Source organism: Rhodococcus huquni (assembly GCF_055231055.1).
Window position 1 is genome coordinate 75283 of the sequence record NZ_JBUYWE010000008.1, and the last position, 26371, is coordinate 101653.

Consider the following 26371-nt stretch of genomic DNA (forward strand, 5'->3'; position numbering starts at 1 on the left):
GCCCGCTACTGCAGGACGCCGGATACCAAGGTCTGGGCGGCCTCCTGAACTCGGGCGAGGTGGTCGGCACCGTCGAACGACTCGGCGTAGATCTTGTAGACGTCCTCGGTGCCCGACGGCCTCGCCGCAAACCACGCGTTCTCGGTGGTGACCTTCAGACCACCGAGGGGCGCACCGTTTCCGGGGGCCTCCGTGAGGATCGCCGTGATCGGCTCACCCGCAAGGTCGGTTGCCGTGACCTGATCGGCGGACAGCTTCGCGAGGATTGCTTTCTGCTCCCGCGACGCCGGATCGTCGATGCGGGCGTAAGCGGGGTCACCGAACTGTTCGGCCAGTTTCCGGTACCGGACCGACGGGGTCTTTCCCGTCACCGCGGTGATCTCCGCGGCGAGCAACGCCAGGATGATCCCGTCCTTGTCTGTGGTCCACACTCCCCCGTCGTGTCGGAGGAACGACGCGCCTGCGCTCTCTTCGCCGCCGAATCCCACCGAGCCGTCCAGCAGCCCCGGCACGAACCATTTGAAGCCGACCGGAACCTCGACGAGGGTGCGACCGAGACTCGCCACCACCCGGTCGATCATGGACGAACTCACCAGAGTCTTACCGACGGCAGGGCGGGAACCCCAGCCGTCACGATGGGAGAACAGGTAGTCGATGGCCACGGCCAGATAGTGATTCGGATTCATCAGACCGCCGTCCGGCGTGACGATCCCGTGGCGGTCGGCATCGGCGTCGTTGCCCGTGGCGACGTCGAAGCGATCACGCATCTCGATGAGCGAGGCCATCGCATGCGGCGACGAACAGTCCATGCGGATCTTGCCGTCCGTATCGAGCGTCATGAACCGCCATGCCGCGTCGACGGTCGGATTCACCACCTCGAGATCCAGGTGATGGGTCTCGGCAATCGCACCCCAATAGTCGACGCTCGCTCCGCCGAGCGGGTCGGCGCCGATGCGGATGCCTTCTCCTCGAATCGCATCGAGATTCAGAACGTTCGGCAGATCGTCGACGTAGAAGCGCAGATAGTCGTAGCGCTCGGCGTGCCGGTGGGCCCGCTCGATGGGGATGCGCCGCACACCGGACAGTCCGGCGCGCAGCAATTCGTTGGCGCGCTTCGCGATCACCGAGGTCGCGTCCGAGTCGGCCGGGCCGCCGTGCGGTGGGTTGTACTTGAATCCGCCGTCGCGCGGCGGATTGTGGGAGGGCGTGACCACGATGCCGTCTGCCAGGGAAGACGGCGCGCTGCCGTTGTACCTGAGGATGGCGTGACTGATCGCTGGTGTCGGCGTGTACCGATCACGCGAATCGATCAGCACGTCCACGCCGTTGCCGGCGAGCACTTCGAGGGCCGACACCCAGGCCGGCTCCGACAGCGCATGCGTGTCGCGCCCTAGGAAGAGCGGCCCGTCGGTGCCCTGCGAGGCGCGGTACTCCACGATCGCCTGGGTCGTCGCGAGGATGTGCGCCTCGTTGAAGGCACCGTCGACGCTCGACCCGCGATGGCCCGACGTACCGAACGTCACCTGCTGCAACGGATTCTCCGGATCCGGCACCCGGCTGTAATACGCAGTGACGAGGTGGGCGATGTCCACCAGATCCTCCGGCAGAGCAATCTGTCCGGCCCGTTCGTGCGCCACGAAACCTCCCTGTTGGTTCGACTGTCAACCATCTTGCACCCCAAGCCGTCGGGGTTCATGCCGTGAGTGAATATCCCGCCCACGCGAGAGTGAGTCCGACGATCAGGCTGGCGCCGACATACAGCACCGAAACGTAGGGCCGGTGGAGTCGCTCGGCCGCAACGGACTCCACGGCGAACGTGGAGTAGGTGGTGAGCCCACCACAGAATCCGGTTCCCAACAGTGCGAACAGCGACGGCGACAGCGCGGCTCCCGAGAGCAGACCGAGGATGAAGCAGCCGACGATGTTCACGAGGAACGTCGGAATCGGGAAGCTGCCGTAGGAGGCCACGTAGCGGCCGGTGAGATACCTGATTCCGGCGCCGACACCGCCACCCAGAGCGACCATCACGATGTTCATGCCGGGCTCCGCTGCATCCGAAGACGGTGGCCGATTTCCATTCCCGCCCACGCTGCGAGCAGTGCCGGTACGAGGGTTGCCGCGATATATGCGCCGGCCACGAGTGCGCTCTGTCCCACTGCATCCACGGCGAAGGTGGAAAACGTGGTGAAGCCGCCGAGTACTCCCGTTCCGAGGAACAGCCGCCACAACCGGTCCGGGCCCACTAGCGCCGCGACCACGCCGAGCAGGAGGGAACCGACCACGTTCACGACGGCGATCGTCCAGATCCCCGGGAACAACTCGGAGAGCCCGTACCGCGCACAAGCGCCCAATGCGCCGCCGGCGACCACCACCCCGAGCGCTCTCGCTTCGATCACCGCAACACCCTACTTCCGCGCGCACAGCACACCCGGCAAGAGCGCCGAAGGAAGTCGTAGAAATTCCGCGTGACCTGGAAACTTCTCACTCGACTACCGGTAACACGTGGGACCGAGATAGCGATCTAGCGTGCAGGCCAACAGGTGGCCGATTCAGCAAGAATGGACAGCGCCGTGAACCCTCCTCCCGGGTGGCACCCCGATTATCGAGATCCGAGTATCGAACGGTGGTGGGACGGCCGGCAATGGACCGCTCGGATCCGCCCCCGCACCTCGGTCGGAGCAACTCAGCAGTTTGTTGGAGCCGACCCGGCAGGAAGTCCGGACGGCTCGCAGAAGAGTCGACGTAAGTGGCCGTGGATTGCGGGAGGTGTTGTCGTCGGGCTGATCGCGATCGGCTCCTTGACCGACGACAAGAAGACGGATCAACCGACAGAGCCGGTCGTAGCCACGACAACGGTCTCGAGTCGACCCGCAGTGACGACGGCGCCCGTCGCATCCAGCACGACCAAGCGGACGACCTCGACGACGACCATTACGGCTCTTCCTACGACCACAACGGTTCCGCCGACTACGACCGAGGACGACGTTGTGATCGTTCCGCTCATCCCTCAGGATGACGACCACAGACGGCCATACATTCCGCCGCCGCCCGCCTACGTGCCGCCGCCCACCCGTGAGTACATCCCGCCGCCACCCGAGACACCGGCTTATGTCCCACCGCCGACGATCGACACACCCGATGAAGCTCCGACGGGCACGTACTACAAGAACTGTGCTGCGGTGCGCAATGCAGGAGCCGCTCCGATATATGCAGGCCAACCCGGCTACAGCCTGGACCTCGACAGAGACGGCGACGGAGTCGCGTGCGAGAAGTAACGACCGATTGAGAAAAGTGGCCCTTCACCTGAATTCAGGTGAAGGGCCACTTCTTTGTGGAGCTGCCGGGAATTGAACCCGGGTCCTCCGCAGCAAAGCCAGGGCTTCTCCGTGTGCAGTTTGCTATGTCTCTACTTGGATCTCCCAGTCACACAAACAAGCCAGGATGACGATCCCAGTCGCTGTTTGATGTCCCATCCGACTCCGCGACCGAGCCGGTAGGTAAAGCCCTCTAGCTGATGCCAGTACCCGGGCCGAGGGCGAACCCGGACTGACAGACACGCAGTCGCTACTTAGGCAGCGAGTGCGTAGTCGCGCTGATTGGAATCGGCGCTTAATTGGTTGCAGCGACGCTTAACGGTGGTCTCTTGCCTGCACCGACACGCTTCCCCTGACTCAACGTACGCAGTCGAAACCGTTCAGCCCCGTACGTCCCCACGAACCTCGCGGGGCCACCCAGTGTAACGCGTGGGGCGCGCCGTTTCATCCGAGTATCACGACCCGGCGTTCAGCGCGCCCGCTTTGCGGCGACGGCCGCCTCCACGTCTGCTTCGATCAGGTCCATGTTGATCGCCACGGCTGCCTGATATCCGGCCGATGCGGAGATGATGACCTGGGCTTTCGGGTCCACGACGTTACCGGCGGCCCACACGCCGGGAATGCTCGTTGCACCGGTCACGTCCACTGCAGCGAACGGCCCGAATGGAGTGTCGTTCGTCTCGGCACCGAGGTCCCGCAGAATCCCGTCCCGAGGCACGGGTGTGATCGCGCCGCCGACGAACACTGCCCGGCGCGGCGTCACCGTGCCATCGGCCAGCCGAACCCCGCTGAGCTCGTCGTTCTCGACCGACAGCCCCGTAACCTTGCCGGACACGATCCGAATATCGCGGGCTTCGAGCTTTTCCCGGTCGACGGGATCGATGTTGTCGTCCGTGTGCGTGAACAGCACCACGTCGTCCGACCATTGCCGGACCATCAATGCCTGGTGGACACCGAAGAACGCCGTCTCGGCGATGACTCCGAGCGGTTGATCACGCACTTCGTAGCCGTGGCAGTAAGGGCAGTGCAGAACGTCCTTTGCCCACCTGTCGGCGAAGCCCTCGATGTCCGGGAAGGTGTCGGTGATTCCAGTGGCGACGAGTAGTCGACGAGCCACCACGGATTCGCCGTTCTCGAGTGTGAGTTCGAATCCCGCATCCCCCGCTGCCGCTTGCCTGACAGACCCTTCGGTGAACGTGACACCGAAGCGCTCGACCTCTTCTCGCCCCATCGCCAGAAGGTCGGTGGGCACGGTGCCGTCCCGAGTCAGGAAGCCACGGAGGTGGGTGGCCAACTCGTTCCTGGGTGCACCCGCGTCTATCACCGTCACCGACCGTCTGGCCTGCGCCAGAACCAGTGCTGCATTGAGTCCGGCGGCGCCACCGCCGACGATTGCCACGTCCAAAGTTGTGTTCGTCATGTCTCTACCTTCCGCACTTCCGGCAATATTGGCAATATCTTTTGCAGTTTTGGCAAACTGTGTTCATGGACGACGTACTCGCAGAAATCGGACCACGACTCAAGGCACTGCGCCTCGAACGCGATCTCACCCTGTCGGCGCTGGCCGAGTCGACCGGCATCTCGGTGAGCACGCTCTCGCGTCTGGAATCCGGAGGGAGGCGTGCCAGCCTCGAACTCCTACTCCCGATCGCCTCGACGTACGGCATTCCTCTCGACGATCTGGTGCGAGAGCCCACCCGGGATCCTCGGATCCGCCAGGTGCGCACCACGGACGGCCGGATGACTTCCATACCGCTCACACGGCAACCCGGCAATCTGCAGGCCTACAAGATGATCATCGAGCCAGATCCCGGACGGCTTCCCGAACAGCGCACCCACGAGGGCTACGAATGGTTCTACGTTCTGGCCGGCCGTGTCCGCCTGTTACTCGGGTCGCAGGACGTGATGTTGAGCGCAGGCGAAGCCGTCGAGTTCGACACCCGAACCCCACACTGGTTCGGGGCTGCGGGCGACGAACCAGCCGAATTGTTGAGCTTGTTCGGTCGGCAGGGCGAGCGGATGCACCTGCGTACGTAGACCGCTCAGCTCGCGACCGCGATCATCCCCACCGCTGCCAGCGCGAGCAGCATTCCGGCCTGCTGGACGCGACTGACCCGCTCGCCCAGCATCACCATCGCGAGCAGAACCGTGGCTGCCGGATACAGCGCTCCGATCACGCTGACCAGCGACAACATACCGCCGTGAAACGCGTAGAGCATGGCGACATTGGCAATCACGTCGAGGATGCTGACGTAGACGGCCAGCCGCAGCGGTTCACCGTGCGGCGGCGAGAACTCCCGCGCCACCAGCGCCGCCACCCACACCGCAGCGGTCGCGGACGCCCGTGACAGCACCAGCGGCCACAGGCCGCCTTCACCGTCGATGCGATGCAAGAAGACGAAGGCCAGAGCGAAGGCGATACCCGAGCCGACAGTCAGGACCGCGACCGTTTTCGTGAACCGCATCGTGCGACCACCGGAGACTTCCCCCACCGTCGCATCCGGAGATTCACGGCTCACGAGCACCACCGCGAGGAGCGCGACCAGCACCCCGACGAAGGCCATCACTCCGGGACGTTCGCCGAGTCCCAGTCCGATCAGTACGGGAATTCCGGCGACCAGTACCGCAGTCAGTGGTGAGACGACCGACATCGGCCCGGACGCAAGTGCCAGGTAGAAGCCCCATACGGCCAGACCGTTCGCAATCCCCGAAAGGGCGCCCCACATCAGAGAAGCGGTCGTGAGCTCACCTGGAACGAACGGAGCGATAGCCAGGACGATCACGAACGAGATCGGGTACGACACCACCACCACGCGCAGCGCGGCTACTCGTCGCGAAGCAACCCCGCCGACGAAGTCGCTCACCCCGTAGCCGATCGCGGCCACCATGGCGAGCAGGACAGATATCAGCGCATGCCCTTGATTCGGCGGCCGAGTTCGCGGGTCACCTCACGCTCGGCGGTTCGGCGGGCCAGGTCCTGACGCTTGTCGTAGTCCTGCTTGCCTCTGGCAAGCGCCAACTCGACCTTCACCTTGCCGTCGGAGAAATACATCGACAGCGGCACGAGGGTCTGGTTGCCCTCACGTGTCTTGCCCACGAGGTGCTCGATCTCGCGCTTGTGCAACAACAACTTCCGCGTGCGGCGCGGCGAATGGTTGGTCCACGTACCCTGCGTGTACTCCGGGATGTGCAGACCGCGCAGCCACACCTCACCGTCGTCCACGGTGGCGAAGGCGTCGACCAGTGACGCCTTGCCCTCACGCAGACTCTTCACCTCGGTGCCGACGAGTGCGATGCCCGCCTCGTACACGTCGATGATGGCGTAGTTGTGGCGCGCCTTCTTGTTGCTCGCGATGACCTTGCGGCCCTTTTCTTTCACTGCTCGGGCCTTTCAGTCCGCGTTTCGATCATTGATCTTGCTCCAACGAGCATACGAGTAACGGCAACCGGATTATTCGCGCACGTAGAGACGCAGCGTGGTGTACGCGGTGGCAGCAGCCATACCGACGCCCACGAGGATCAGCCACGGCGACACGAACAGAACGTCACTGTTGGAGATGCGGGCCACGATGTTCGCCTCGTAGACGTCCGCGAGAACGTCGTCGACGAACAAGTTCTTCGCTGTGAACAATCCGACGATGGCAAGCACCGCGCCGACAAGGGCCGCCATCACCGCCTCGAGTAGGAACGGAAGCTGCGTGTACCAACGGGTCGCGCCCACGAGACGCATGATGCCGACCTCGGTACGACGGGTGAACGCGGCGATCTGCACCATGTTCGCGATCAAGAGGACCGCGGCCACGGCCTGGACGATCGCGATCGCGAACGCGGCATTGCGCACGCCGTTCAGGACACTGAAGAGCCGCTCCACCAACTCGCGTTGGTTGAGCACGCTCTCGACGCCGGGTCTGGCACCGAACTCTTCGTTGATGACTCCGAAGCGTTCCGGATCACTCAACTTCACCTTGAACGACGCGGGGAAACTGTCGGGGCTGACGAGGGCAGCCAACTCGGGCTGATCCTTGAACACCCGCTCCGTCGCGTCCTTCACCGCGTCGTCGCGGTTGAGGTACTGCACCGATACGACCGAGGGCGTGTTGTCCAGGTCCGAACGAATCGCCTTGCAGATCTCGCCCTCACATCCGGGGTCGGACGTGGAGATGTCGTCCGTGAGGAAGATCTGCACCTCGACTCGGTCGAGGAAGATCTGCTGCGTCTTGCCGGCCATCTGCACGACGAGCAGACCGCTGCCGAACAGACCGAGCGAGATCGCCGTGGTCAAGACCATGGCGATCGTCATCGTGACGTTGCGGCGCAGGCCGGTGAGAACCTCGCTGAAAATGAAACTGGCGCGCATCGGAAATGAAGTCCTTCGTGGGAGGGCGTAGGCGTTAGCTGGAGGTGCGTGCTGTCATCGGCTATCTGCCGACGCCGTACACACCCCGTGCTTCGTCACGCACCACTCGGCCGAGGTCGAGTTCCACCACGCGGCGCCGCATCGAGTCGACGATGTGGTGATCGTGGGTGGCCATGACGACAGTGGTCCCGGTGCGGTTGATTCTTTCGAGCAGCAACATGATGTCCTGACTCGTCTCGGGGTCGAGGTTGCCGGTGGGCTCGTCGCACAGCAGCACCAACGGCCGGTTCACGAATGCGCGAGCAATCGCGACTCGCTGCTGCTCGCCGCCCGACAGTTCGTTGGGCAGTCGATCCGCCTTGCCGGACAGGCCGACCATCTCGAGCACCTCGGGGACGGTACGCGTGATCATGGATCGGGGCTTTCCGATCACCTCGAGCGCGAAGGCGACGTTCTCCGAGACCGTCTTCTTCTGCAGCAGCCTGAAGTCCTGGAAGACGCAGCCCATGCTCTGCCGAAGCTTCGGCACCCGCCTGGCGGAAAGCTTGTTCACGTGGAACTTCGAGATGTGGATGTCGCCGCCGGTCGGCGACTCTTCTTTGAGGAGCAGACGCATGAATGTCGACTTGCCGGACCCCGACGGGCCGATGAGGAAGACGAACTCGCCCTTGTCCACCTCGACGCTCACCTTGTCCAAGGCAGGCCTGGTAGACGTCTTGTACGACTTCGACACATTCTGGACGCTGATCACGGGGAGCCAGTCTAGCCCGACGAAGTGAGCTTCCCCTCTGTGACAACTCCCGAGTCCGATTCGCTACGGCGCCGGAACAGCCGGGACCGTGGTGGTGGGCTCGTTTTCGGGGGCGGGCGTGTCCCTGTTCAGGCCGGGAATCTCGAAGCGCGGGAACCCCGGAATCCCAGTGGTGGACGAGGGAGACTCGGATTCACCTGACCCAGGAGTCGTCGTCTCCGAATCTGAGGGTGTCGACTCGGAAGGCGTCGTGGTAGCCGACTCGGTGGTGGTCTCGGTGGTGGCAGGAGTCGTGGTCTGTTGCTGCGTTTCCACGGGCACCTGTGAAGTGGCGGCGGGCGGTTTGGTCATCACGCTGGGCTCCGGCTCCTCTGGATTGAGGTACACGTTCAAGCAGTAGAGGACCAGCCACAGGATCACCAGCAACAGTGTCGAGGTGCGGGCACGGCCACCGAAGAGGTGACTGGGCAGAAAGCGCGGGGCCAGGAGTCGGTCGATCCCGGTTCGCTCGTCGTCGCTGGTCACTGCCCGTCCTTCCCTTTCTGCTCCGTCGAATCCGGCACCGCGGTCAGATCGGCAGTAACTGCCATACCCTGCCGCTGCATCGCGGAGGCGACGCGCACGCGTAGTGCTCGGCGCACCTGAAACTGCTTGCCCGGCAGTGTTCGCGCAACCATGCGCACCACCACCTCGTCCACACCGAGATTCTCGACGCCCATCACAGACGGCTCGTCCAGCAGGAGGGTCTTCAGATACTCGTCTTCCATCGCCGCCACACAGACCCTGTGCAGCAGGTCGTTGACACGGTTGATGTCGGCTGCGGCAGGAACCGGTATGTCGATGACGGCACGCGCCCAATCCTTCGACAGGTTCGTTGCCTTGACGATCTGGCCGTTGGGAACGGTGATCACTTCACCGTCCGAATTACGCATGCGCGTCACTCGCAGGGTCACGTCTTCGATGACCCCTTCGGCGTCCTCCGAGGAACCAGTGACCGCGAGGCTCACGGTGTCGCCGAATCCGTACTGCCGCTCCGTGATGATGAAGAATCCGGCCAGAATGTCCTGGACCACCCGCTGCGCGCCGAAGCCCAGCGCAGCACCGATGACCGTCGCCGGCGCGACGAGGCTCCCGATCGGCAGGCCCATCCGGTCCAGCACCTTCATGGTCGCGATCACGTAGATGATCGTGATGACCACCCAGGTGATGACCTGCGCCACGGAGTGCCTGTGCTTGCTGGCCTCCGAACGCACCAGCGCGTCGCCCTGCTTGTAATTGCTGTCGATCCGGTCGGTGATCTTCGCACCGGCCCAGCTGGCGAAGCGCGCCAGCAACACCGCCCCGAGAACGGTGAGGGCAACGGAGAGGCCGATCGTGGACAACCAGTTCAGGAAGTTCTGCGTCGGAGCGAACTTCGCCGCAGTGACGCCCGATGCGGCCGACATCCCGGCCTAGCCCTGGTTCTCGCGCATCCGCCAGCGGATGCCGGACTCGAGGAAACCGTCGATGTCGCCGTCGAGAACCGTCGACGGGTTGTTGACCTCGAACTCCGTCCGGAGATCCTTGACCATCTGGTACGGGTGCAGCACGTAGGACCGCATCTGGTTGCCCCACGAGTTGCCGCCGTCGCCCTTGAGCGCGTCCATCTCGGCGCGCTCTTCCTGACGCTTGCGCTCGAGCAGTTTCGCCTGCAGCACTCGCATCGCGGACACCTTGTTCTGGAGCTGCGACTTCTCGTTCTGACAGGTCACGACGATGCCCGTGGGAACGTGGGTCAGGCGAACCGCGGAGTCCGTGGTGTTGACCGACTGCCCACCGGGACCCGACGAGCGATAGACGTCCACCCGGACATCGTTCTCGGCGATGTCGATGTGGTCGGTCGTCTCCACCACAGGGAGTACCTCGACCTCGGCGAACGACGTCTGACGCCTGCCCTGGTTGTCGAAGGGGCTGATACGAACCAGCCGGTGAGTGCCCATCTCGACGGAGAGGGTTCCGTAGGTATAGGGGGCCTTGATCGCGAAGGTGGCGCTCTTGATGCCTGCTTCTTCTGCGTACGAGGTGTCGTACACCTCGACCCCGTAGTCGTGCTTCTCCGCCCAACGGATGTACATGCGCATGAGCATCTCGGCCCAGTCCGCGGCGTCGACACCGCCGGCGCCGGAGCGAATGTTGACCAGCGCGTCACGCTCGTCGTACTCGCCCGACAGCATGGTCTTCACTTCCATGGCGGCGATGTCGGCACGCAGGCCGACCCGCTCCTCGTCGGCCTCGGCGAGAGCCTCGGCGCCTTCGTCTTCTTCGGCGAGTTCGTAGAGCAGTGGAAGATCGTCGAGACGTTGACGCAAGCCCTCCACGCGACGCAGTTCGGACTGCGCGTGCGACAGCGTGCTCGTCACCTTCTGCGCGTGCTCCTGGTCGTTCCACAGGTCCGGATCGGCCGCCTGGTGTTCCAGTTCGTCGATTCGCCGACGCAGTTCCTCCACGTCCAGCACCGATTCGACGGTACGGAGGGTGGTGTCGAGGTCAGCCAGGTCTGCGGATACGTCAGGTTGCACGGTTCTCAAGGCTACCGGGTCGAGGTCAGGGCGCCGTCACCCCTCGCACTCGGTAAGGTTGCGCACCGTGACCGATCTTTCGGACGACCTCCGCCTCGCCCTCCGAATCGCCGACGAAGCGGATGCGCTCACCACGGCCCGTTTCGGTGCTCTCGATCTGAAGGTCGACTCGAAACCCGACCTCACCCCCGTGTCGGACGCCGATCTGGCGGTCGAACGCGCAGTTCGGAAGACGCTCGAACGCGAACGACCCCGTGACGCGGTTCTCGGCGAGGAGTTCGGCGGACAACCCACGTTCGTGGGCCGCCAATGGGTCGTCGACCCGATCGACGGCACCAAGAACTTCGTTCGCGGCGTCCCGGTCTGGGCCACACTCATCGCGCTGCTCGAGCACGGTGTGCCCGTGGCCGGTGTCGTCAGCGCCCCGGCCTTGTCGCGCCGCTGGTGGGCATCCGAAGGCGCGGGGGCCTGGGCCACTGTCGACGGCGGCGATCCACGCAAACTCTCGGTATCCGCCGTCGGCGACCTGGCCTCGTCGAGCCTGAGCTTCTCCAGCCTCTCCGGATGGAAGGAACGCGGCATCCGTGATCGTTTCCTCGATCTGACGGACGACGTGTGGCGGATCCGCGGGTACGGCGACTTCTACTCGTACTGCCTGCTGGCCGAGGGCAGCGTCGATATTGCCGCCGAGCCCGAGGTATCACTGTGGGATCTCGCGGCGCTCGACATTCTCGTACGCGAATCCGGCGGCACCTTCGGCAACCTCGAGGGTCGACCGGGACCACACGGCGGTAGCGCCGTCGCAACCAACGGCCTACTGCACGCTGCGACGCTGGCTGCCCTCAGCCGCTAGAAGACCGTCGCTAGAAGATGACGGCGGTCAGCAGAGCAAGCGCCGGGAGGATTCCCTGCATGAATGCCGGCTTGACGTAATTCTTCCCGCCCGACGCCAGGACCAGCGCCGCGCCCACGATGGCGAGGCAGCAGAACACCACGATCCCGTGACCTGCCGGACCACCCGTGATGAGTCCCCCGAACAGCCCCATCGCGAGAAACAGGTTGTAGAAGCCCTGGTTGAAGGCCAGTGGTCGGGTGGTCTCCGCGTCCTCCTGGGTCTTCACACCGAATCGCTGCCATACGTCGGGGCGCGTCCACAGCACGCTTTCCATCGCGAAGATCCAGACGTGAAGAACCGCGGTGAATGTTGCCAGGACCAGCGATATCAGCGGCATGAATGAAATCTGCCACAGAACCCACCACTTTTCGGTGAGAACGACCCGACTCGGAACTTACTCAATAGTAGACACCGACCTTACTCCTGAGTAAGGTAGTGGAAGTCCACGCCCGTACACCGAGAAACTGCTGGTGATCATGAGCAAGCAAGACACTGTTGCCCCCACTGACGGCGCCAAGCGGGAACCCCGCGACACGTCCGCTGTCGGCCTGAATCCGGTCAAGCGCGACGCCATGGGTGCCGCGATGCGAGTCTTGACCAAGATCACCGGTTCCGACCTGGCCGAGAAGTACAACCTTCGCCAGACGATCGACCGCGTGACCTACGAAGGCACCAAGACGGGGTTCAAGACCCTCGGTGCCGCCACCCGCACGTTCAAGCAGGTATCGGGCGGCGGAGCACCCAAGCGTCTCCCCGACTCCGAGACCAAGAACGCCGACTACTTCGACCTCACTCCCAACGACGAGCAGAAGATGATCGTCGAAACGGTGCGTGAGTTCTCCGAGGAGATCCTGCGTCCGGCCGGTCACGATGCGGATGCCGCCGCGGCCGCACCCGACAACCTCGTCGCACGTGCAGCCGAGCTCGGCATCACCCTCATCAACGTGCCCGAGGAACTCGAAGGCGCGGCCAGCGAGCGTGGCGCAGTCACCAACTCCCTCGTCGCCGAGGCCCTCGCGCATGGCGACATGGGTCTCGCGCTTCCGATCCTCGCCCCCAGCGGTGTGGCAGTCGCGCTCACCCAGTTCGGTAGCGATGCCCAGCAGAAGACCTACCTCCCGGCCTTCACCGGTGAGCAGGTTCCGAACGCTGCCGTTGTCGTCAACGAGCCGCGGGCCCTGTTCGACCCGTTCGCCCTGCAGACCAAGGCCGTGCGCTCCCCCAGCGGATACAAGCTCAACGGTGTGAAGAGCCTCGTGCCGGCTGCTGCCTCGTCCGAGCTGTTCATCGTGGCAGCCGAGCTCGACGGCAAGCCCACGTTCTTCATCGTCGAGTCCGACACCAAGGGACTCGTCGTCGAGGCAGATCCGAGCATGGGCCTACGTGCCGCGGGCCTCGGCCGTCTCATCCTCAACGACGTCGCGGTTCCCGAGTCCGCAATCCTGGGCGACGGTGACGCCGACCAGCGCACTCGCGAATACGCAGATGCGATTCGTCTCGCTCGTCTCGGCTGGGCGTCGCTCGCAGTGGGTACCGGCCAGGCCGTTCTCGACTACGTGATTCCCTACGTCAACGAGCGCGAAGCCTTCGGCGAGCCCATCAGCCATCGCCAGGCGGTTGCCTTCATGGTGGCCAACATCGCGATCGAGCTCGACAGCATTCGCCTCGTCACCCTCCGCGGCGCTTCGCGTGCCGAGCAGGGCCTGTCATTCGCACGCGAGTCCGCTCTCGCCCGCAAGCTCGCGTCCGACAAGGGCATGCAGATCGGTCTCGACGGAGTTCAGCTCCTCGGTGGACACGGTTACACCAAGGAGCACCCGGTCGAACGCTGGTATCGCGACCTTCGTGCAGTCGGCGTTGCCGAGGGCATCGTCCTCATCTGAGCGGCCTGAGCTAACAAAAGGACACTTCAATGATCAATCTCGAACTCCCCAAGAAGCTCAAGGCCCAGGCGAACCAGGCTCACCAGGTCGCCGCCGAGATCTTCCGACCCATCTCCCGCCGTTACGACCTCGGCGAGCACGACTACCCGGTCGAGCTCGACACGATGGCTGCCATGGTCGAGGGCCTCAACGACTCCGGAAAGGGCGCCGCAGGCGCCACGCTGGGTCGCAGCGCGGACGCCAAGGAAAAGGCCGGCAACCAGAACGGCGGCAACATGTCGTCGCTCCTCAACGTCGTCGAGACCTGCTGGGGCGACGTCGGTCTGACGCTCGCAATCCCGTACCAGGGCCTCGGCAACTCGGCCATCGCCTCCGTCGCGACCGACGAGCAGCTCGATCGCTTCGGCAAGGTGTGGGCCTCGATGGCCATCACCGAGCCGAGCTTCGGCTCCGACTCCGCGGCCGTCACCACCACCGCTGTCCTCGACGGCGACGAGTGGGTTCTCAACGGCGAGAAGATCTTCGTCACCTCCGGCGAGCGTTCCACCCACATCGTGGTGTGGGCGAGCGTCGACAAGTCGAAGGGTCGCGCGGCGATCAAGTCGTTCGTCGTTCCCCGTGAGGCTCCGGGTCTGAGCGTTGCTCGTCTCGAGCACAAGCTCGGAATCAAGGCTTCGGACACCGCCGTGCTCCTCCTCGAGAACTGCCGGATCCCCAAGGACAACATCTTGGGTTCGTCCGAGGTCAACGCCGAGAAGGGCTTTGCGGGCGTCATGCAGACGTTCGACAACACCCGCCCCCTCGTGGCCGGCATGGCGATCGGACTCGGCCGCGCCGCTCTCGAAGAGCTGCGCCAGATCCTGTCCGAGGCAGGCGTCGAGATCTCCTACGACACCCCCGCCTACAACCAGCACGCCGCCGCAGCCGAGTACTTGCAGCTCGAGGCCGACTGGGAAGCCGCCTACCTGCTCACGCTCCGTGCAGCCTGGATGGCCGACAACAAGAAGCCCAACTCGCTCGAGGCCTCGATGTCCAAGGCGAAAGCAGGCCGTACCGGTACTGCCGTGTCGCTCAAGGCAGTCGAACTGTCCGGCAGTCTCGGTTACTCGGAGCGCCCGCTTCTGGAGAAGTGGGCCCGCGACTCGAAGATTCTCGACATCTTCGAGGGCACCCAGCAGATTCAGCAGCTCATCATCGCGCGTCGCCTGCTCGGAAAGTCGTCTTCCGAACTGAAGTGACCCGGTAACGCGCAGGCCGGCCCCGCCACAATTAATGTGGCGGGGCCGGCCTGCGCTGCGTAACAACTTGCTGCGGTCGGGCGACTTACTCGTCATGGAGTTCTTTTATGTCGTCGTCGCCGTGGCCATCATTGCGGTGACCGATTTCCTTGGGGGCATCTCGGGCTCGGTCGGAATGTAAACCACTCTCCCAGGCCGATCTTCGTTCCTCTAGGCTGACAGTGACTCAGACCACTCGAGCCCGGGAGCGTCGTTCATGCCAGGTCAGCACTTCCTCACAAAGATCACCGACACGGCCGGCGCCGCCATCACGATGGGCCGAGCGGGCCTCGTCCCCTTTCCCCGCCTCGACCGCGGGATCAACTCGATCCTGGCCGTCCGCAAGTACGGCCCGTTCGCGGGACCCGTTCATGCGCACGCTGTCTCCGGGCTGGATGCCGTGGCCCTGGTCGACGAACACGGATCGCTCACGTATCGGGAACTGGAAGAGCACTCGAACGCTCTCGTTCGAGCCTGGCAAGCGGACGGTATCCGCGAGGGCACGGTCATCGGCGCCATGTGCCGCAATCACCGCGGACTGGTCCTCACGATGCTGGCATCGGCCAAGAACGGTACGAAGCTCGTACTGATGAACACGGGTTTCGCCCGACCACAACTGGTCGACGTCGCGGCCCGCGAGAAGGTGCGCGCATTCGTCTACGACGACGAGTTCTCCGACGTCGCAGCCGCCCTACCGGACGACGTCGTGGTGTACCGGTCGTGGTCCGACAACGAATCCGACGAGCGCAGCCTCGACCAACTGATCGCGAAGTACGATCACCGCCCGGTCGCAGCGCCCCGGACAGAAGGCGGATTCGTGCTGCTGACGAGCGGCACGACAGGTACTCCCAAGGGCGCTCCCCGCGGACACACCTCTCCCCTGGCTTCCGCGCAGTTCCTCGATCGTGTGCCTCTGCGCCGCAGCCAGACGATGATGATGGCGGCACCGGCATTCCACGGGACCGGAGTGTCCCAGTTCGCACTTGCACTTGCACTCGGTCACACCGTCGTCATGCACCGGAAGTTCGACCCGGAGAACACGATTCGACTGGTAGCCGAACACCGGTGCGATGTTCTGGTGGTCGTTCCCACGATGCTCCAACGCATCGTCGACCTCGGCCCGGAAGTACTGTCACGTTACGACACGTCCAGCCTGACGATCATATTCGCGGCCGGTTCGGCAATCTCACCCGACCTGTCGAAGCGTACGGCGGACACGTTCGGCGAGGTGCTGCACAATCTGTACGGCTCGACCGAAGTCGCCGTCGCGACCGTGGCGACACCGGCCGACCTGGCACTCGCACCCGGCACCGCAGGCCGTGCACCGGTCACCTGCCATGTTCGGTTGTACGACGACGACGGAAACCGCATCAGCGACCCCGGAACCGTCGGAAGAATCTTCGTTGCCAGCGGCCTCAGTTTCGCCGGTTATACGGATGGCCGCGACAAGGAACGTATCGACGGACTGCTGGCCACCGGCGACGTCGGCCACTTCGACGAGAACGGCCTGCTGTTCGTGGACGGCCGGGACGACGACATGATCGTCTCCGGCGGGGAGAACGTCTATCCCCTGGAGGTGGAGAACCTCCTCGCCGACCGTGAGGACGTGATCGAGGCTGCAGTTATCGGCGTCGACGACGCTGATTTCGGTCACCGCCTGCACGCGTTCGTCGTATCCGCGCCCGGATTCGATCACGACGCCGAGGACCTCAAGGCCTACGTCAAGGAGAACCTCGCACGGTACAAGGTGCCGCGCGAAGTCACGTTCATCGACGAGCTGCCGAGAAACGCGACAGGGAAGCTACTGAGGAAGGCGCTCCACGACTTTGACTTGTGACGGAGTCCGCGCGGTGATCGTGCCGGCGGTCGCACCAATCGCGCATCCTGGCGCGCACTCGAGAAGGCTGGGTTCCACAGAATCGGAGAGGGCTACATGCGCCCGACAATCCGATCGACGACGGCACGCATTCAATCAGGCGCGTTGATCTCGTGTCCGCGCACTGGCCCGCTCAGCAGCAGCTTTGATTCTGCGAAGGCTCACAACGTGGTCAGCCCCAAGGAGGTGGCCTTGGGCACGAGGATGGATTGGCCTTGCGCGATTGAACACCTGCGAATGGTGGAGGTCATCGAGCGAGCGATGCCAAAAGTGCAGCTTGGATTCGTGTGTGAATCCACCTCTAAGTGCCCCAAGTGCGTTGACATCGGTGATCCACCGATACCGCGACGACTCGACCAGCTGATAGTCGATCGCCCTTGTTACACACGCGGCAACCCAATCTGCGAACTGAATATTCGCGCTGAGCTTGCTGTCGACGTGCATCGGCGGTTCGACGATCAAGCGCATCTCTTGAAAGTCGGAGGCTCGACCGAGGATGTGGCCGTACATCTGCTGCAGGCGCTCGATCCGAGTCTTCTCGTTAATCTGGTCGATCATCACAAGGATATTTGTGTCATTCTGCCGCTGAGCGTGCCGTGCGAGGCGGTTGAGTGACTCGCGCATGGCCGCGGTCTCTCTCGCCTCGGTGTCGAGTTTTGTCTGTTTCGGCGTGCCGAGGGGCTTCTCGTCGGCGTAGTAGAAGAGTGCGCCACCGAGGTTTCTGACCTGTGAAACGAGACTGTTGAACACTCGCACCTGCTGAGGGAACCGTTCCAGGGTCGCTGGCCGGAACAGATCTGCGCCCTTTCGTTCAAAACAGGACGGATCATCGTCACCGATGTCAGTTGAGAACAACGTCCGCTTATTCGCGGTGAACGCTGCACCGAAGTGGCGGGCCCTGACCGCGGGGATCACAAAGCCTGCATACCCGAACGCTGGGCTCGTTCGGTATTTCGGATCATCGTGAGAGACAAATGCGCCTGTCTCACCGATCTCGTCGATGTAGGCAAGCAGCATGAAGAGCAGTATCGCAGCTACTCAGCCCGAAAAGCGTAGAACCCCGCACCTGGGAGGGCACGGGGTTCTCGAATTAGCGCTCGGAGAACTATTTCATCTCTAGCTACTGCGGTCGACAATAGGCGATCAGTTGCGGTGCGGCAACCCAAAGGGCACACACCTCACTGAATCGACGACGCCACGCAGTACATCAGCCGCCTGAATTTGGCGTGACGAACGAAAATCGGCCGACACCCGAAGGTACCGGCCGATTTTCAGTGGTAGCGGGGACAGGATTTGAACCTGCGACCTCTGGGTTATGAGCCCAGCGAGCTACCGAGCTGCTCCACCCCGCGTTGCATGAACAAAGCTACACGAACGCGCGAACGGTTCGCAAATCGCACCCCCGCATGACGGACTCTTCGAGTCAGCGACCGAAGGGCTATCGAATCCCAGTCGCGCGCGAACCCCACTTTCGCAGCCTCGCAACAACATCAGACGGCACCTACGCGACCCACATTCGGACAAATTGGACCGCGAATCATTCCAGAAAAGGGCCCGTAACGGTGAGACGCGCCACATCACTTTGCGGTAACAGAACCACATACAGAGGGTTTTTTGTGCGTTCCGACCTGGGAAAACAGGGGGTCGAAATCCCACCTGATGGTCACCCGTCCAGAAATTGCGTCGCCGTGACCTAGCCGTAATACATCCGTACGGTCGTTGACGGCCCGGTTCCAAACGGGCGGATTTACCCCCGACGTAAGGATCTAACCGCATGACCCGCAACATCACGAAGCGAACCCTCAGCACTCTCGCACTGGCCGGCGCAGTCGTCGCAGTGCCGCTCGGAGTGAGCGCCGGAACTGCAAACGCAGCATCCGGCAACTGGGATGCCGTCGCACAGTGCGAGAGCGGTGGCGACTGGAGCACCAACACCGGAAACGGCTACTACGGCGGCCTGCAGTTCTCGCAGAGCACCTGGGAGGCCAACGGCGGAAGCGGCTCGGCCGCCGACGCGAGCCGTGAACAGCAGATCGCGGTTGCCGAGAGCGTCCTCGCAACGCAGGGCCCCGGCGCATGGCCGGTCTGCGGCTCGAACCTCTGAGCAATCGAACCGGCGTAGCTACGCCTTCGATCGCGTGGCCCGCTCCACAATCTTCCCGTGACGATCGTCATACGACACCGACATGCGCGGAGGTTGTGGAGCGGTCTCGTTTCCGGCATGAGCTGGAAAGACCACACACCGGCGCCTCCATTTCGAGACGCGCGCACCACAATCTTCAACCGTGACCATTTCGTGATATTTGGTTACGGTCGTCCCCGGCCCGATACGACCGGGCACAGCCGACCCGCCGCTACTGCACTCTGCCCCGCGGATCGGAATCCCAGAACCATCCAAGGGGCAGGACGTGAAACCAGCGCCCGAGAGGCCGGCCACGTCAGCTGGCGTGGAGAGGAAACCACACATGACCACTCGTAACATCACCAAGCGCGCCTTCGGCGCACTCGCGCTCACCGGCGCGGTCGCTGCAGTGCCGTTCGCGCTCAGCACCGGAACCGCAAACGCTGCCACCCATGACTGGGACGGCGTCGCACAGTGCGAGAGCGGCGGCAACTGGAACACCAACACCGGAAACGGCTACTACGGCGGCCTGCAGTTCTCGCAGAGCACCTGGGAGGCCAACGGCGGATCCGGCTCTGCACACGCCGCCAGCAAGGCCGAGCAGGTCCGGGTTGCCGAGAATGTCCTGAACACCCAGGGCCCCGGCGCGTGGCCGGTCTGTGGCCAGTACCTCACGACCACCGAGGCCGAGGTGCCCGAGGCGCCGGCAACCCCGGCACCGGCAGAGCAGCTTCCGGCCGAGGCCCAGCCGTACGTGGATCAGGCACTGACTGCTGCGCAGCAGTTCGCCGACCAGAACGGCTTCGCCGCGCAGTACCAGCAGGTGCTCACCAACCCGCAGGTCGCTTCGGCCATCGGCTGATCCCTTCGGGTTCGTACAAGAATCGCCCCGGTCGTCCTCATGGACGACCGGGGCGATCTCTGTCTGGCTGCGACTCCCCTACTTGGGAAGATCCTGATACGCAGCGACTGCCCGCTGTACTCGATCGAGCGCCTCACCGTAGGCGCCGAAGTCGCCACTCTGCTGCGCAGATTGCAACGCTGCGAGCGAGCTGTCCAACTCGGTGACCGCGGCAGCCACGTCCCCGGCCGGCGGCGCAGTGGGTGCCGGGGTCGGTGGTGTCGCGCCGCCCTCGGTGGGTGCCGGTTCTCCCTGCTGCTCCGTTTCACCCTCCGTGCTCGGAGCGGTTGCCACGTTGCCCGTTCCCGCGCCGAACACCTGATCGAGGGCCTGTGCAAGCGTCGGCGCATATCCGACCCGGACACTGTTGCTCGGTGGCGCTTCGCGATAGCTCACGAGAACTCGGGAGAGCTGCGGGAAGGTCGACGAGTTGGGTCCCGTCGAACTTCGCTCCGTATACATGGGCTCGACATACAGGATGCCGCCGTCTGCGATCGGCAAGGTGAGCAGATTGCCGTACTGAATCTTGTTCGATCTCTCGAGCAAGGTTCGCTCGGACGCCACTCGCGGATCGGAGATCATCGAGTTCTGGGTCTGCTGCGGACCCTGGGTCTGCGTATCCGTCGGGAGTTGGAGCACGGTGAACTTTCCGTACTCCTCCGGGTCCGATTTCACCGACAGGTATGCCGAGAGGAACTCGCGACTGTAGCCGACCATCGCACTCGTCAGGTTGAACGAGGGTCTACCCGTCTCCGGGTCTCCGACCAGCACGTAGTACGGCGGCTGGCTCGCCGTCGTATCGATGGTCGGATCACTCGGTACGGACCAGAAGGCGTTGTTGGTGAAGAACTCCTTCGGGTTGTCCACGTGGTACTTCGCGAGCATCTCGCGCTGAACCTTGAACAGATCCTCGGGATACCTGAAGTGATCGCTCAGTTCCGGCGGAATCTCGCTCTTCGGCTCCACAGCATCCGGGAAGACACCCATCCAGGCGTCGAGAACCGGATCCTGATCGTCGACCTGGAACAGCTTGACCGTGCCGTCGTAGGCATCGACCGTCGCCTTCACCGAGTTGCGGATGTACGAGACCTCCTTGCGCGGCAGCGGTCGGCCGGTGTTCTCGTCGATGCTGTCTTCCACCAGTCCGTCGAGCGAACTGCGCTGGGCGTACGGGTAGTCCTGCAATGTCGTGTAGGCGTCCACGATCCAGACGATCTTGCCGTCGACCACTGCCGGATACGAATCCCCGTCCGCCGTCAGCCACGGCGCCACCTTCGAGACGCGGTCTCGCGGGTCGCGGTCGTAGATGATCTTCGAGTCGCTGCCGATAGCACTGGAGAAGAGGATGTTCCGTTCCGCGTACTTGGCGGCGAACGCCAACCTGTTGAACCAGTTGCCGATCGGAACGCCACCCGAACCGGTGTACGTGTACGTCGCCTCGTCCGTGTCGTATTCGCGGGGTGCGCCACCCTCGGTGTTTCCGACGATCGAGTAATCGTCGTTGGTGTCCGCGATGACCTCGCCGTAGTAGATGCGCGGCTGATCGACGGGAATCTTCTGATCTCCCGCGGCCTGCGACGCGATGTCGCTGACCTGATACACCGGGTAACCGCTGTTGCTGTTGGCAGCGTCTTCGACGGACTCGCCGGCAGCGGCGTTGACTCGGTTCGCGGGCGCGGAGACCAGCCCGTTGCCGTGGGTGTAGACGGTGTGCCTGTTGATCCAGTCCGTCTGGTTGCCCTGCAGGCTCTTCGGCGACAACTCGCGGGCCGCGACGATGTAGTCGCGCATCTCGCCGTCGATCGTGTACCGATCGATGTCGAGCGAGGGCGGGAAGCCGTAGAAGTTCTTGAGCTGCTGCTGCTGGGTGAACGTGCGCGACAGAATGTTCGGATCGAGGAGTCGAGTGTTCTCGATGGTGGTCGCGTCCGCAGGAACGTCACGAGGAGACGTCGTGCTGTACCCCTGGTAGTCCTTGTACTCGATCTTGTCGTCGGTGATTCCGTACGCCTGCCGCGTGGCAGCGATGTTCCGCTCGATGTACGGGGCTTCCATGTCCGCCGCGTTCGGGCGAACCGAGAACTGCTCGACGACCATGGGCCAGGCAGCGCCGACGAGGATGGACGAAAGCACGAGCAGTGCGGTCGCCATTGCCGGAATCCGCAGATCGCGCATGAAGATTGCCGCGAAGAAGGCGATCGCGCAGATGACAGCGATGGCCAGCAGAATGAGCTTTGCCTGCATGACCGCGTTCATGTCCGTGTAGCTACCACCGGTGAACGTGGGCTCCTTGCGACTGCTCGACAGCAGCGAGTAGCGATCGAACCAGTACGCGACCGCCTTGAGAAGGATGAAGGTGCCGGCGAGAATCGCCAATTGGATACGGGCAGCGTTCGTGAGCGCTCCCCCGCGGCCGACCAGCTTGAGCCCGCCGAAAATGTAATGGGTGACGAGTGAGGCGAAGAACGCCAGGACGACCGCGACGAACAACCAGTTCAAGACGAACCGGTAGAACGGCAGATCGAAAGTGTAGAAGCCGACGTCCAACCCGAATTCGGGGTCGACGCTGCCGAAGTCACCACCGTTGAGGAAGAGCTGAACCGTCACCCAGTTCGACTGCGCGATGAGGCCGGAGAAGGCGCCGATCACGGCGGGGACGGCGACGCCGAACAGGCGTAGCCGGCTCATCACCGTGGTGCGATACCGCGCCACCGGATCGTTGGGGCCCGCGACGGGCACGAACACCGGACGAGACCGGTACGCGAGAAACAGTGCCAGCCAAACGATTGCGGCGACGACGATGCCGACCACCACGAACAGGATCAGCCTGGTCACGATGACCGTGGTGAACACACTGCGGAATCCGACCTCGCCGAACCACAGCCAGTCGGTATAGGTGCCGATGAGCCTCGGCCCCACCAACAGCAAGGCGGCGGCGACGAGTGCAAGAATCAGCAGCACGCGACTCCGCTTGGACAACGACGGTAAACCGGCGGGGGGCCGCATGCCCACGTCTCACGCTCCAAGAGTTCGGCGACGCCCGCGGCGACGCGTTCAACTGCAACCGTACATCGGTCCACCACCTACTGTGGTGACCGTTTCGTCCTACTCTACTTATGCGATTCGGCCGCGCTTCAGCGATGTCTGTTCTGCGCGGATCGGTAGCGGTGGGAGGATGGCATGGTGAGCCCCGAGAATTTCGACAGCACCGAGAATTTCGACAATCCGACCGACACCCTTGCCCGCTGCGTTCGTGAGGTCGTCGAGTTCGTCGACGCCCGCGGCTGGGATCAACCGCCCCAGATGTTCGCCCTGGTACCCACTGCGGCGCTGGCGGCGGCCGAGCCCAGCCTCCTCGACCAACTGGAGGACGGCTCCGAACTGACTCCGATCGAGCAGGAGTCGTTGCCGGACGACATCGGCGGCGGTTCACCGGCACTCGACGAGTTCCTCGCGACCACCTCGTGGCCCGAATCGGTTGCCGGGTGCGTACTCACGCAGGAGATCGTGGTCCTACCGCCCGACGCAGAAGCAGATCTCGACGAGGCGCTCGTGCCGCTGCTCGCAGACCGCGACGCGGCAGACGAGGCAGCCCGAAATGCAGCCCGCTCGCATCCGGAACGCCGAAACGGTCGGCTTATCGCTGCGGTGCTGCGAGACGGCCCCTCGTTGTGCCTTCTTCAGCTGCAGCCCGAAGAAGACGACGACCCGTACGCGGATCTCGAACTACTCACCTACGAGGACCTGGCGCCGAACCTCGTGTCTGCCCTCTACGCAACGTTCGACGCCACCGAGGACGACTGATCCGGCATTGCTCGTCAGCAGTGCGGCGCGTCCTCGCCGCGAGCGATCGCCCCGAGCGCGTTCACGGCGCCGTCGACGTCGTCGACCTTGACCAGCCGTAGACCGTCAGGGGCACCCTGGCTCGCTTCGTCGCAGTTCTTCGCCGGGACCAGGAACGTCTCCGCACCGGCGTCGCGCGCGGCGATGAGCTTGTAGCGGATCCCGCCGATCGGACCCACCTCACCGCCGGAATCGATCGTGCCGGTGCCGGCCACGAACTTGCCGTCGTTCAGCTCACCCGGTGACAGCTTGTCGATCAGGGCGAGTGCGAACATCAGGCCGGCCGAGGGGCCACCGATGTCGGCCAGGTTGAAATCGACGGTGAACGGAACGTTCGGAGTCTCCTCCGGAGTGACGCCCAGATATCCCTTGGTCGGATCGTCGGGTCGGGGTGCGAGAGTCACGGTCACGGGTGTCTCCGCCCCGTCCCGAACAACCACGATGTCGGCTGCCGCACCGGGTCCGAGGTCCGCGACGATCTTCTGTACGTCGCCCGTGGTCGTCACCGGTTGTCCGGCCACGCTGACCAGCCGATCACCGTCGCGCAAGACATCCTTGGACGGACCTTCCGGTCCGACCGTCGCCACCTTCAGTTCGACCGGCTTGTCCAGGAAGTGGAGGGCTGCCAGTTCGGCGCTGTTCTCCGACATCTGGAAGTCGGCTGCGTTCTCTTCCTTCACCTCGTCGGTCGACTTGTCGGGTGGATACACCTCCGCCCGAGGTACCAGCCCCTGCTCGCCACTCGCCCAGAGACCGAAGGCCTCGAAGACGTTGAGGTTGTCCCGCACCGAGACCGTCGTCATATTGAGGTTGCCCGTGGTCGGATCGACTTCCGTTCCTTCGATCTTCACCACGTCTTCACCGTTCACCACCCCGAGGGTGTTGAAGGTGGGGCCCGGTCCGAGTGCCACGAACGGCACCTTGATCACGGTGCCCACGATGCCGAGCACCACGATCGGCGCCAGGGCGGCAACGAGCGTCACGATCCGTCGATTCACCTGGACCAGCGTAGAGCGCGCCTCGAGCCACGTGTGTTCGGGCCGCGCGCATGTTCGCCGTCAGCGTGACGCAGACGAGACATCGCGGTGGCTATGCCTTGTACCGTTGAAGGCATGAGCAATCCCCCGTTCGGCTTCTCGAACTCCGACGACGATCGCGACAAGAACGAAGATCGCGACAAGAACAGCGGTGCAGGCGGCACCTCGCCATTCGGCGATCTCGGGGCGGAAGGCTTCGGCCAGGGCGGGTTCGACCCCGCGTCTCTCGGGAAGATGCTGTCTCAATTCGGCGAGATGCTCAGTGGCATGGGCAGCTCGATGGGCTCGGGCACGCAGGAAGGCCCGGTCAATTACGACGTCGCCAAGAAGATCGCCCGTCAGAGCATGGGTGAGGTGGCGCCGATCACCAAGGGCAACTCCGAGGCGATCGCGGACGCGTCGCACCTCGCCGAGCTGTGGCTCGACGCAGCAACCACCCTGCCCGCCGGCGCGACCCGCAACGTGGCGTGGACACCGAACGACTGGCTCGACAACACCATGGACACCTGGAAGCGCCTGTGCGATCCGGTGGCCGAGAAGGTGTCCGGGATGTGGGTTCAGGGGTTGCCCGAGGAAGCCCGCGAGATGGCCGGTCCGATGATGGGCATGATGAACCAGATGGGCGGACTGGCTTTCGGCTCCCAGCTCGGCCAGGCCCTCGGACAGCTTTCCAAGGAAGTGCTCACCTCCACCGAGGTCGGACTGCCACTCGGTCCCACCGGTACGGGCGCCCTCCTTCCGGCCGCCGTCGAGCAGTTCAGCAAGGGCCTCGAACAGGCAGATCGCGAAATCTTGGTATTCCTCGCGGCACGGGAGGCCGCACACCAGCGTCTCTACAACCACGTGCCGTGGTTGCGTCAGCGCCTCCTCTCCACGGTCGAGGAATACGCGCGCGGGATCACCATGGATTTCTCCGCGATCGAGGATCTTGCGCAGGGGTTCGACCCCGCGTCGTTGAGCGATCCCGCGCAGCTCGAGAGCATTTTGCAGCAAGGCGCGTTCGAGCCACAGACGACGCCGGAACAGAAGGCAGCGCTCGAACGACTCGAGACGCTGCTCGCCCTCGTCGAGGGCTGGGTGGAAGTCGTGGTCGCCGAAGCGCTGCAGGACCGGCTACCTGGCGTGAACGCTCTCAGCGAGACCATTCGCCGTCGCCGCGCGGTCGGTGGACCGGCCGAACAGACCTTCGCCACGCTGGTGGGTCTCGAACTACGTCCGCGGAAGCTACGTGAAGCGGCAGCACTGTGGTCGAAGCTCACCTCCGATGCCGGGGTCGACGAACGCGACGGTGTCTGGGCGCACCCGGACCTGCTCCCCGACTCGTCCGACCTCGACAACCCCGCCGGGTTCGTCGACCGTGTCCTCGGCGGCGGCGAAGTGGGCAACTTCGACGATCCGATGGCGCTTCTCGAGGAGACTGAGGCGCGCGAACGAGCCGAGAAGGCCGAGCAGGACAAGAAGGAGAAGCCCGACGAGGGCTCCGAATCCTGACCGATCACCGGTAGCGGGAGAACGCGCAGCTCAGACTGGCTACAGCCCTGTGGACAACCGCGGAAT

Annotated in this window: 25 protein-coding genes, 1 tRNA gene and 1 other RNA gene; 10 read left to right on the top strand and 17 right to left on the bottom strand. The window is 64.0% G+C overall.

Annotation, left to right across the window (positions count from 1 at the left end):
* Window positions 1-5: 5 nt before the first annotated feature.
* From pgm to ACZI8R_RS15475, 3 genes are read right to left on the bottom strand one after another with little or no spacing between them, the layout of a single operon-like run.
* Entirely contained in the window at window positions 6-1637 is a 1632-nt protein-coding gene (gene pgm / locus ACZI8R_RS15465) for a phosphoglucomutase (alpha-D-glucose-1,6-bisphosphate-dependent) (RefSeq protein WP_463380529.1), read from the bottom strand.
* A 55-nt stretch (window positions 1638-1692) separates the two neighbouring features.
* A complete protein-coding gene (crcB, locus tag ACZI8R_RS15470; RefSeq protein WP_463380530.1) occupies window positions 1693-2037 on the bottom strand; it encodes a fluoride efflux transporter CrcB in 345 nt (114 codons plus the stop codon).
* Entirely contained in the window at window positions 2034-2393 is a 360-nt protein-coding gene (locus tag ACZI8R_RS15475; RefSeq protein ID WP_463380644.1) for a fluoride efflux transporter FluC, read from the bottom strand. Before ACZI8R_RS15475 ends, crcB begins: the two co-directional genes overlap by 4 nt.
* 177 nt (window positions 2394-2570) lie before the next feature.
* On the opposite strand from ACZI8R_RS15475, the gene ACZI8R_RS15480 reads away from it, so the two are divergent.
* On the top strand, window positions 2571-3275 hold the full coding sequence (locus ACZI8R_RS15480; RefSeq protein WP_463380531.1) for an excalibur calcium-binding domain-containing protein: 705 nt from the start codon (window positions 2571-2573) through the stop codon (window positions 3273-3275).
* Window positions 3276-3329: 54 nt separating this feature from the next.
* Here the strand turns inward: ACZI8R_RS15480 and ssrA are convergent.
* Together ssrA and ACZI8R_RS15490 are read right to left on the bottom strand one after the other, a co-directional pair.
* Window positions 3330-3702, bottom strand: a transfer-messenger RNA (tmRNA) gene (gene ssrA / locus ACZI8R_RS15485).
* 81 nt (window positions 3703-3783) lie between these two features.
* Window positions 3784-4734 (bottom strand): NAD(P)/FAD-dependent oxidoreductase, encoded by a 951-nt coding sequence (locus tag ACZI8R_RS15490; protein WP_463380532.1) that lies wholly within the window; start codon window positions 4732-4734, stop codon window positions 3784-3786.
* A 65-nt stretch (window positions 4735-4799) separates the two neighbouring features.
* On the opposite strand from ACZI8R_RS15490, the gene ACZI8R_RS15495 reads away from it, so the two are divergent.
* On the top strand, window positions 4800-5351 hold the full coding sequence (locus ACZI8R_RS15495; protein WP_463380533.1) for an XRE family transcriptional regulator: 552 nt from the start codon (window positions 4800-4802) through the stop codon (window positions 5349-5351).
* 5 nt (window positions 5352-5356) lie between these two features.
* Here ACZI8R_RS15495 and ACZI8R_RS15500 read toward each other — a convergent pair whose 3' ends face one another.
* From ACZI8R_RS15500 to prfB, 7 genes are all read right to left on the bottom strand, one after another.
* The gene (locus ACZI8R_RS15500) at window positions 5357-6211 is read right to left on the bottom strand and encodes an EamA family transporter (protein ID WP_463380645.1); all 855 of its coding nucleotides are present in this window, start codon (window positions 6209-6211) and stop codon (window positions 5357-5359) included.
* A gap of 8 nt (window positions 6212-6219) precedes the next feature.
* Window positions 6220-6693, bottom strand: coding sequence for an SsrA-binding protein SmpB (smpB, locus tag ACZI8R_RS15505; protein ID WP_463380534.1), 474 nt, complete (start codon window positions 6691-6693; stop codon window positions 6220-6222).
* Window positions 6694-6765: 72 nt separating this feature from the next.
* Window positions 6766-7671, bottom strand: a complete 906-nt coding sequence (gene ftsX, locus ACZI8R_RS15510; protein ID WP_463380535.1) for a permease-like cell division protein FtsX — start codon at window positions 7669-7671, stop codon at window positions 6766-6768.
* Window positions 7672-7732: 61 nt separating this feature from the next.
* A complete protein-coding gene (gene ftsE / locus ACZI8R_RS15515; protein WP_463380536.1) occupies window positions 7733-8422 on the bottom strand; it encodes a cell division ATP-binding protein FtsE in 690 nt (229 codons plus the stop codon).
* 63 nt (window positions 8423-8485) lie between these two features.
* Entirely contained in the window at window positions 8486-8947 is a 462-nt protein-coding gene (locus ACZI8R_RS15520; protein ID WP_463380537.1) for an Rv3103c transmembrane domain-containing protein, read from the bottom strand.
* The gene (locus ACZI8R_RS15525; RefSeq protein WP_463380538.1) at window positions 8944-9867 is read right to left on the bottom strand and encodes a mechanosensitive ion channel family protein; all 924 of its coding nucleotides are present in this window, start codon (window positions 9865-9867) and stop codon (window positions 8944-8946) included. The genes ACZI8R_RS15520 and ACZI8R_RS15525 overlap by 4 nt, the downstream gene beginning before the upstream one ends.
* Window positions 9868-9873: 6 nt before the next feature.
* Window positions 9874-10980 (bottom strand): peptide chain release factor 2, encoded by a 1107-nt coding sequence (prfB, locus tag ACZI8R_RS15530; RefSeq protein WP_463380539.1) that lies wholly within the window; start codon window positions 10978-10980, stop codon window positions 9874-9876.
* A 67-nt stretch (window positions 10981-11047) separates the two neighbouring features.
* Between prfB and hisN the strand changes: the two genes are divergently transcribed.
* Window positions 11048-11833 (top strand): histidinol-phosphatase, encoded by a 786-nt coding sequence (gene hisN, locus ACZI8R_RS15535; RefSeq protein ID WP_463380540.1) that lies wholly within the window; start codon window positions 11048-11050, stop codon window positions 11831-11833.
* Between the two features lie 10 nt (window positions 11834-11843).
* Here the strand turns inward: hisN and ACZI8R_RS15540 are convergent, their stop codons facing one another.
* Window positions 11844-12212 carry a DUF1304 domain-containing protein gene (locus ACZI8R_RS15540; protein WP_463380541.1) on the bottom strand — a complete coding sequence of 123 codons (369 nt, stop codon included), beginning with the start codon at window positions 12210-12212 and terminating at the stop codon, window positions 11844-11846.
* 133 nt (window positions 12213-12345) lie between these two features.
* Here ACZI8R_RS15540 and ACZI8R_RS15545 point away from each other — a divergent pair, with 133 nt between their 5' ends.
* The 3 genes from ACZI8R_RS15545 (at window position 12346) to ACZI8R_RS15555 (ending at window position 16872) form a co-directional block, all read left to right on the top strand.
* Window positions 12346-13758, top strand: coding sequence for an acyl-CoA dehydrogenase family protein (locus ACZI8R_RS15545; protein ID WP_463380542.1), 1413 nt, complete (start codon window positions 12346-12348; stop codon window positions 13756-13758).
* A 29-nt stretch (window positions 13759-13787) separates the two neighbouring features.
* A complete protein-coding gene (locus tag ACZI8R_RS15550) occupies window positions 13788-14996 on the top strand; it encodes an acyl-CoA dehydrogenase family protein (protein ID WP_463380543.1) in 1209 nt (402 codons plus the stop codon).
* Between the two features lie 256 nt (window positions 14997-15252).
* Window positions 15253-16872: an acyl-CoA synthetase gene (locus ACZI8R_RS15555; RefSeq protein ID WP_463380544.1), complete on the top strand. Its 1620-nt coding sequence runs from the start codon at window positions 15253-15255 to the stop codon at window positions 16870-16872.
* A gap of 135 nt (window positions 16873-17007) precedes the next feature.
* Here the strand turns inward: ACZI8R_RS15555 and ACZI8R_RS15560 are convergent, their stop codons facing one another.
* Together ACZI8R_RS15560 and ACZI8R_RS15565 are read right to left on the bottom strand one after the other, a co-directional pair.
* Window positions 17008-17928, bottom strand: a complete 921-nt coding sequence (locus ACZI8R_RS15560) for a DUF3800 domain-containing protein (RefSeq protein ID WP_463380545.1) — start codon at window positions 17926-17928, stop codon at window positions 17008-17010.
* A 258-nt stretch (window positions 17929-18186) separates the two neighbouring features.
* Window positions 18187-18263 (bottom strand) — tRNA-Met (locus ACZI8R_RS15565).
* Window positions 18264-18685: 422 nt separating this feature from the next.
* Here ACZI8R_RS15565 and ACZI8R_RS15570 point away from each other — a divergent pair.
* On the top strand, window positions 18686-19015 hold the full coding sequence (locus ACZI8R_RS15570) for a transglycosylase family protein (protein ID WP_463380546.1): 330 nt from the start codon (window positions 18686-18688) through the stop codon (window positions 19013-19015).
* 361 nt (window positions 19016-19376) lie between these two features.
* Window positions 19377-19895: a transglycosylase family protein gene (locus tag ACZI8R_RS15575; protein ID WP_463380547.1), complete on the top strand. Its 519-nt coding sequence runs from the start codon at window positions 19377-19379 to the stop codon at window positions 19893-19895.
* 78 nt (window positions 19896-19973) lie between these two features.
* Here ACZI8R_RS15575 and ACZI8R_RS15580 read toward each other — a convergent pair whose 3' ends face one another.
* Window positions 19974-22946 (bottom strand): UPF0182 family protein, encoded by a 2973-nt coding sequence (locus tag ACZI8R_RS15580; RefSeq protein WP_463380548.1) that lies wholly within the window; start codon window positions 22944-22946, stop codon window positions 19974-19976.
* A 168-nt stretch (window positions 22947-23114) separates the two neighbouring features.
* On the opposite strand from ACZI8R_RS15580, the gene ACZI8R_RS15585 reads away from it, so the two are divergent.
* Window positions 23115-23738, top strand: a complete 624-nt coding sequence (locus ACZI8R_RS15585; protein ID WP_463380549.1) for a PPA1309 family protein — start codon at window positions 23115-23117, stop codon at window positions 23736-23738.
* Window positions 23739-23752: 14 nt separating this feature from the next.
* On the opposite strand, the gene ACZI8R_RS15590 is transcribed toward ACZI8R_RS15585, so the two are convergent.
* On the bottom strand, window positions 23753-24775 hold the full coding sequence (locus ACZI8R_RS15590; protein WP_463380550.1) for a YlbL family protein: 1023 nt from the start codon (window positions 24773-24775) through the stop codon (window positions 23753-23755).
* 114 nt (window positions 24776-24889) lie between these two features.
* On the opposite strand from ACZI8R_RS15590, the gene ACZI8R_RS15595 reads away from it, so the two are divergent.
* Window positions 24890-26305, top strand: a complete 1416-nt coding sequence (locus ACZI8R_RS15595; RefSeq protein ID WP_463380551.1) for a zinc-dependent metalloprotease — start codon at window positions 24890-24892, stop codon at window positions 26303-26305.
* The last annotated feature ends 66 nt before the right edge of the window (window positions 26306-26371 follow it).

What these genes read in the sequence shown, in the direction of transcription:
- ACZI8R_RS15540 (WP_463380541.1), bottom strand. Translation starts at nt 12,212, where the DNA reads ATGCCGCTGATATCGCTGGTCCTGGCAACATTCACCGCGGTTCTTCAC.
- ACZI8R_RS15495 (WP_463380533.1), top strand. Translation starts at nt 4,800, where the DNA reads ATGGACGACGTACTCGCAGAAATCGGACCACGACTCAAGGCACTGCGC.
- ACZI8R_RS15575 (WP_463380547.1), top strand. Translation starts at nt 19,377, where the DNA reads ATGACCACTCGTAACATCACCAAGCGCGCCTTCGGCGCACTCGCGCTC.
- crcB (WP_463380530.1), bottom strand. Translation starts at nt 2,037, where the DNA reads ATGAACATCGTGATGGTCGCTCTGGGTGGCGGTGTCGGCGCCGGAATC.
- ftsX (WP_463380535.1), bottom strand. Translation starts at nt 7,671, where the DNA reads ATGCGCGCCAGTTTCATTTTCAGCGAGGTTCTCACCGGCCTGCGCCGC.
- ACZI8R_RS15490 (WP_463380532.1), bottom strand. Translation starts at nt 4,734, where the DNA reads ATGACGAACACAACTTTGGACGTGGCAATCGTCGGCGGTGGCGCCGCC.
- ACZI8R_RS15560 (WP_463380545.1), bottom strand. Translation starts at nt 17,928, where the DNA reads ATGCTGCTTGCCTACATCGACGAGATCGGTGAGACAGGCGCATTTGTC.
- ACZI8R_RS15585 (WP_463380549.1), top strand. Translation starts at nt 23,115, where the DNA reads ATGGTGAGCCCCGAGAATTTCGACAGCACCGAGAATTTCGACAATCCG.
- ACZI8R_RS15570 (WP_463380546.1), top strand. Translation starts at nt 18,686, where the DNA reads ATGACCCGCAACATCACGAAGCGAACCCTCAGCACTCTCGCACTGGCC.
- ACZI8R_RS15550 (WP_463380543.1), top strand. Translation starts at nt 13,788, where the DNA reads ATGATCAATCTCGAACTCCCCAAGAAGCTCAAGGCCCAGGCGAACCAG.
- ACZI8R_RS15555 (WP_463380544.1), top strand. Translation starts at nt 15,253, where the DNA reads ATGCCAGGTCAGCACTTCCTCACAAAGATCACCGACACGGCCGGCGCC.
- ACZI8R_RS15595 (WP_463380551.1), top strand. Translation starts at nt 24,890, where the DNA reads ATGAGCAATCCCCCGTTCGGCTTCTCGAACTCCGACGACGATCGCGAC.
- ACZI8R_RS15525 (WP_463380538.1), bottom strand. Translation starts at nt 9,867, where the DNA reads ATGTCGGCCGCATCGGGCGTCACTGCGGCGAAGTTCGCTCCGACGCAG.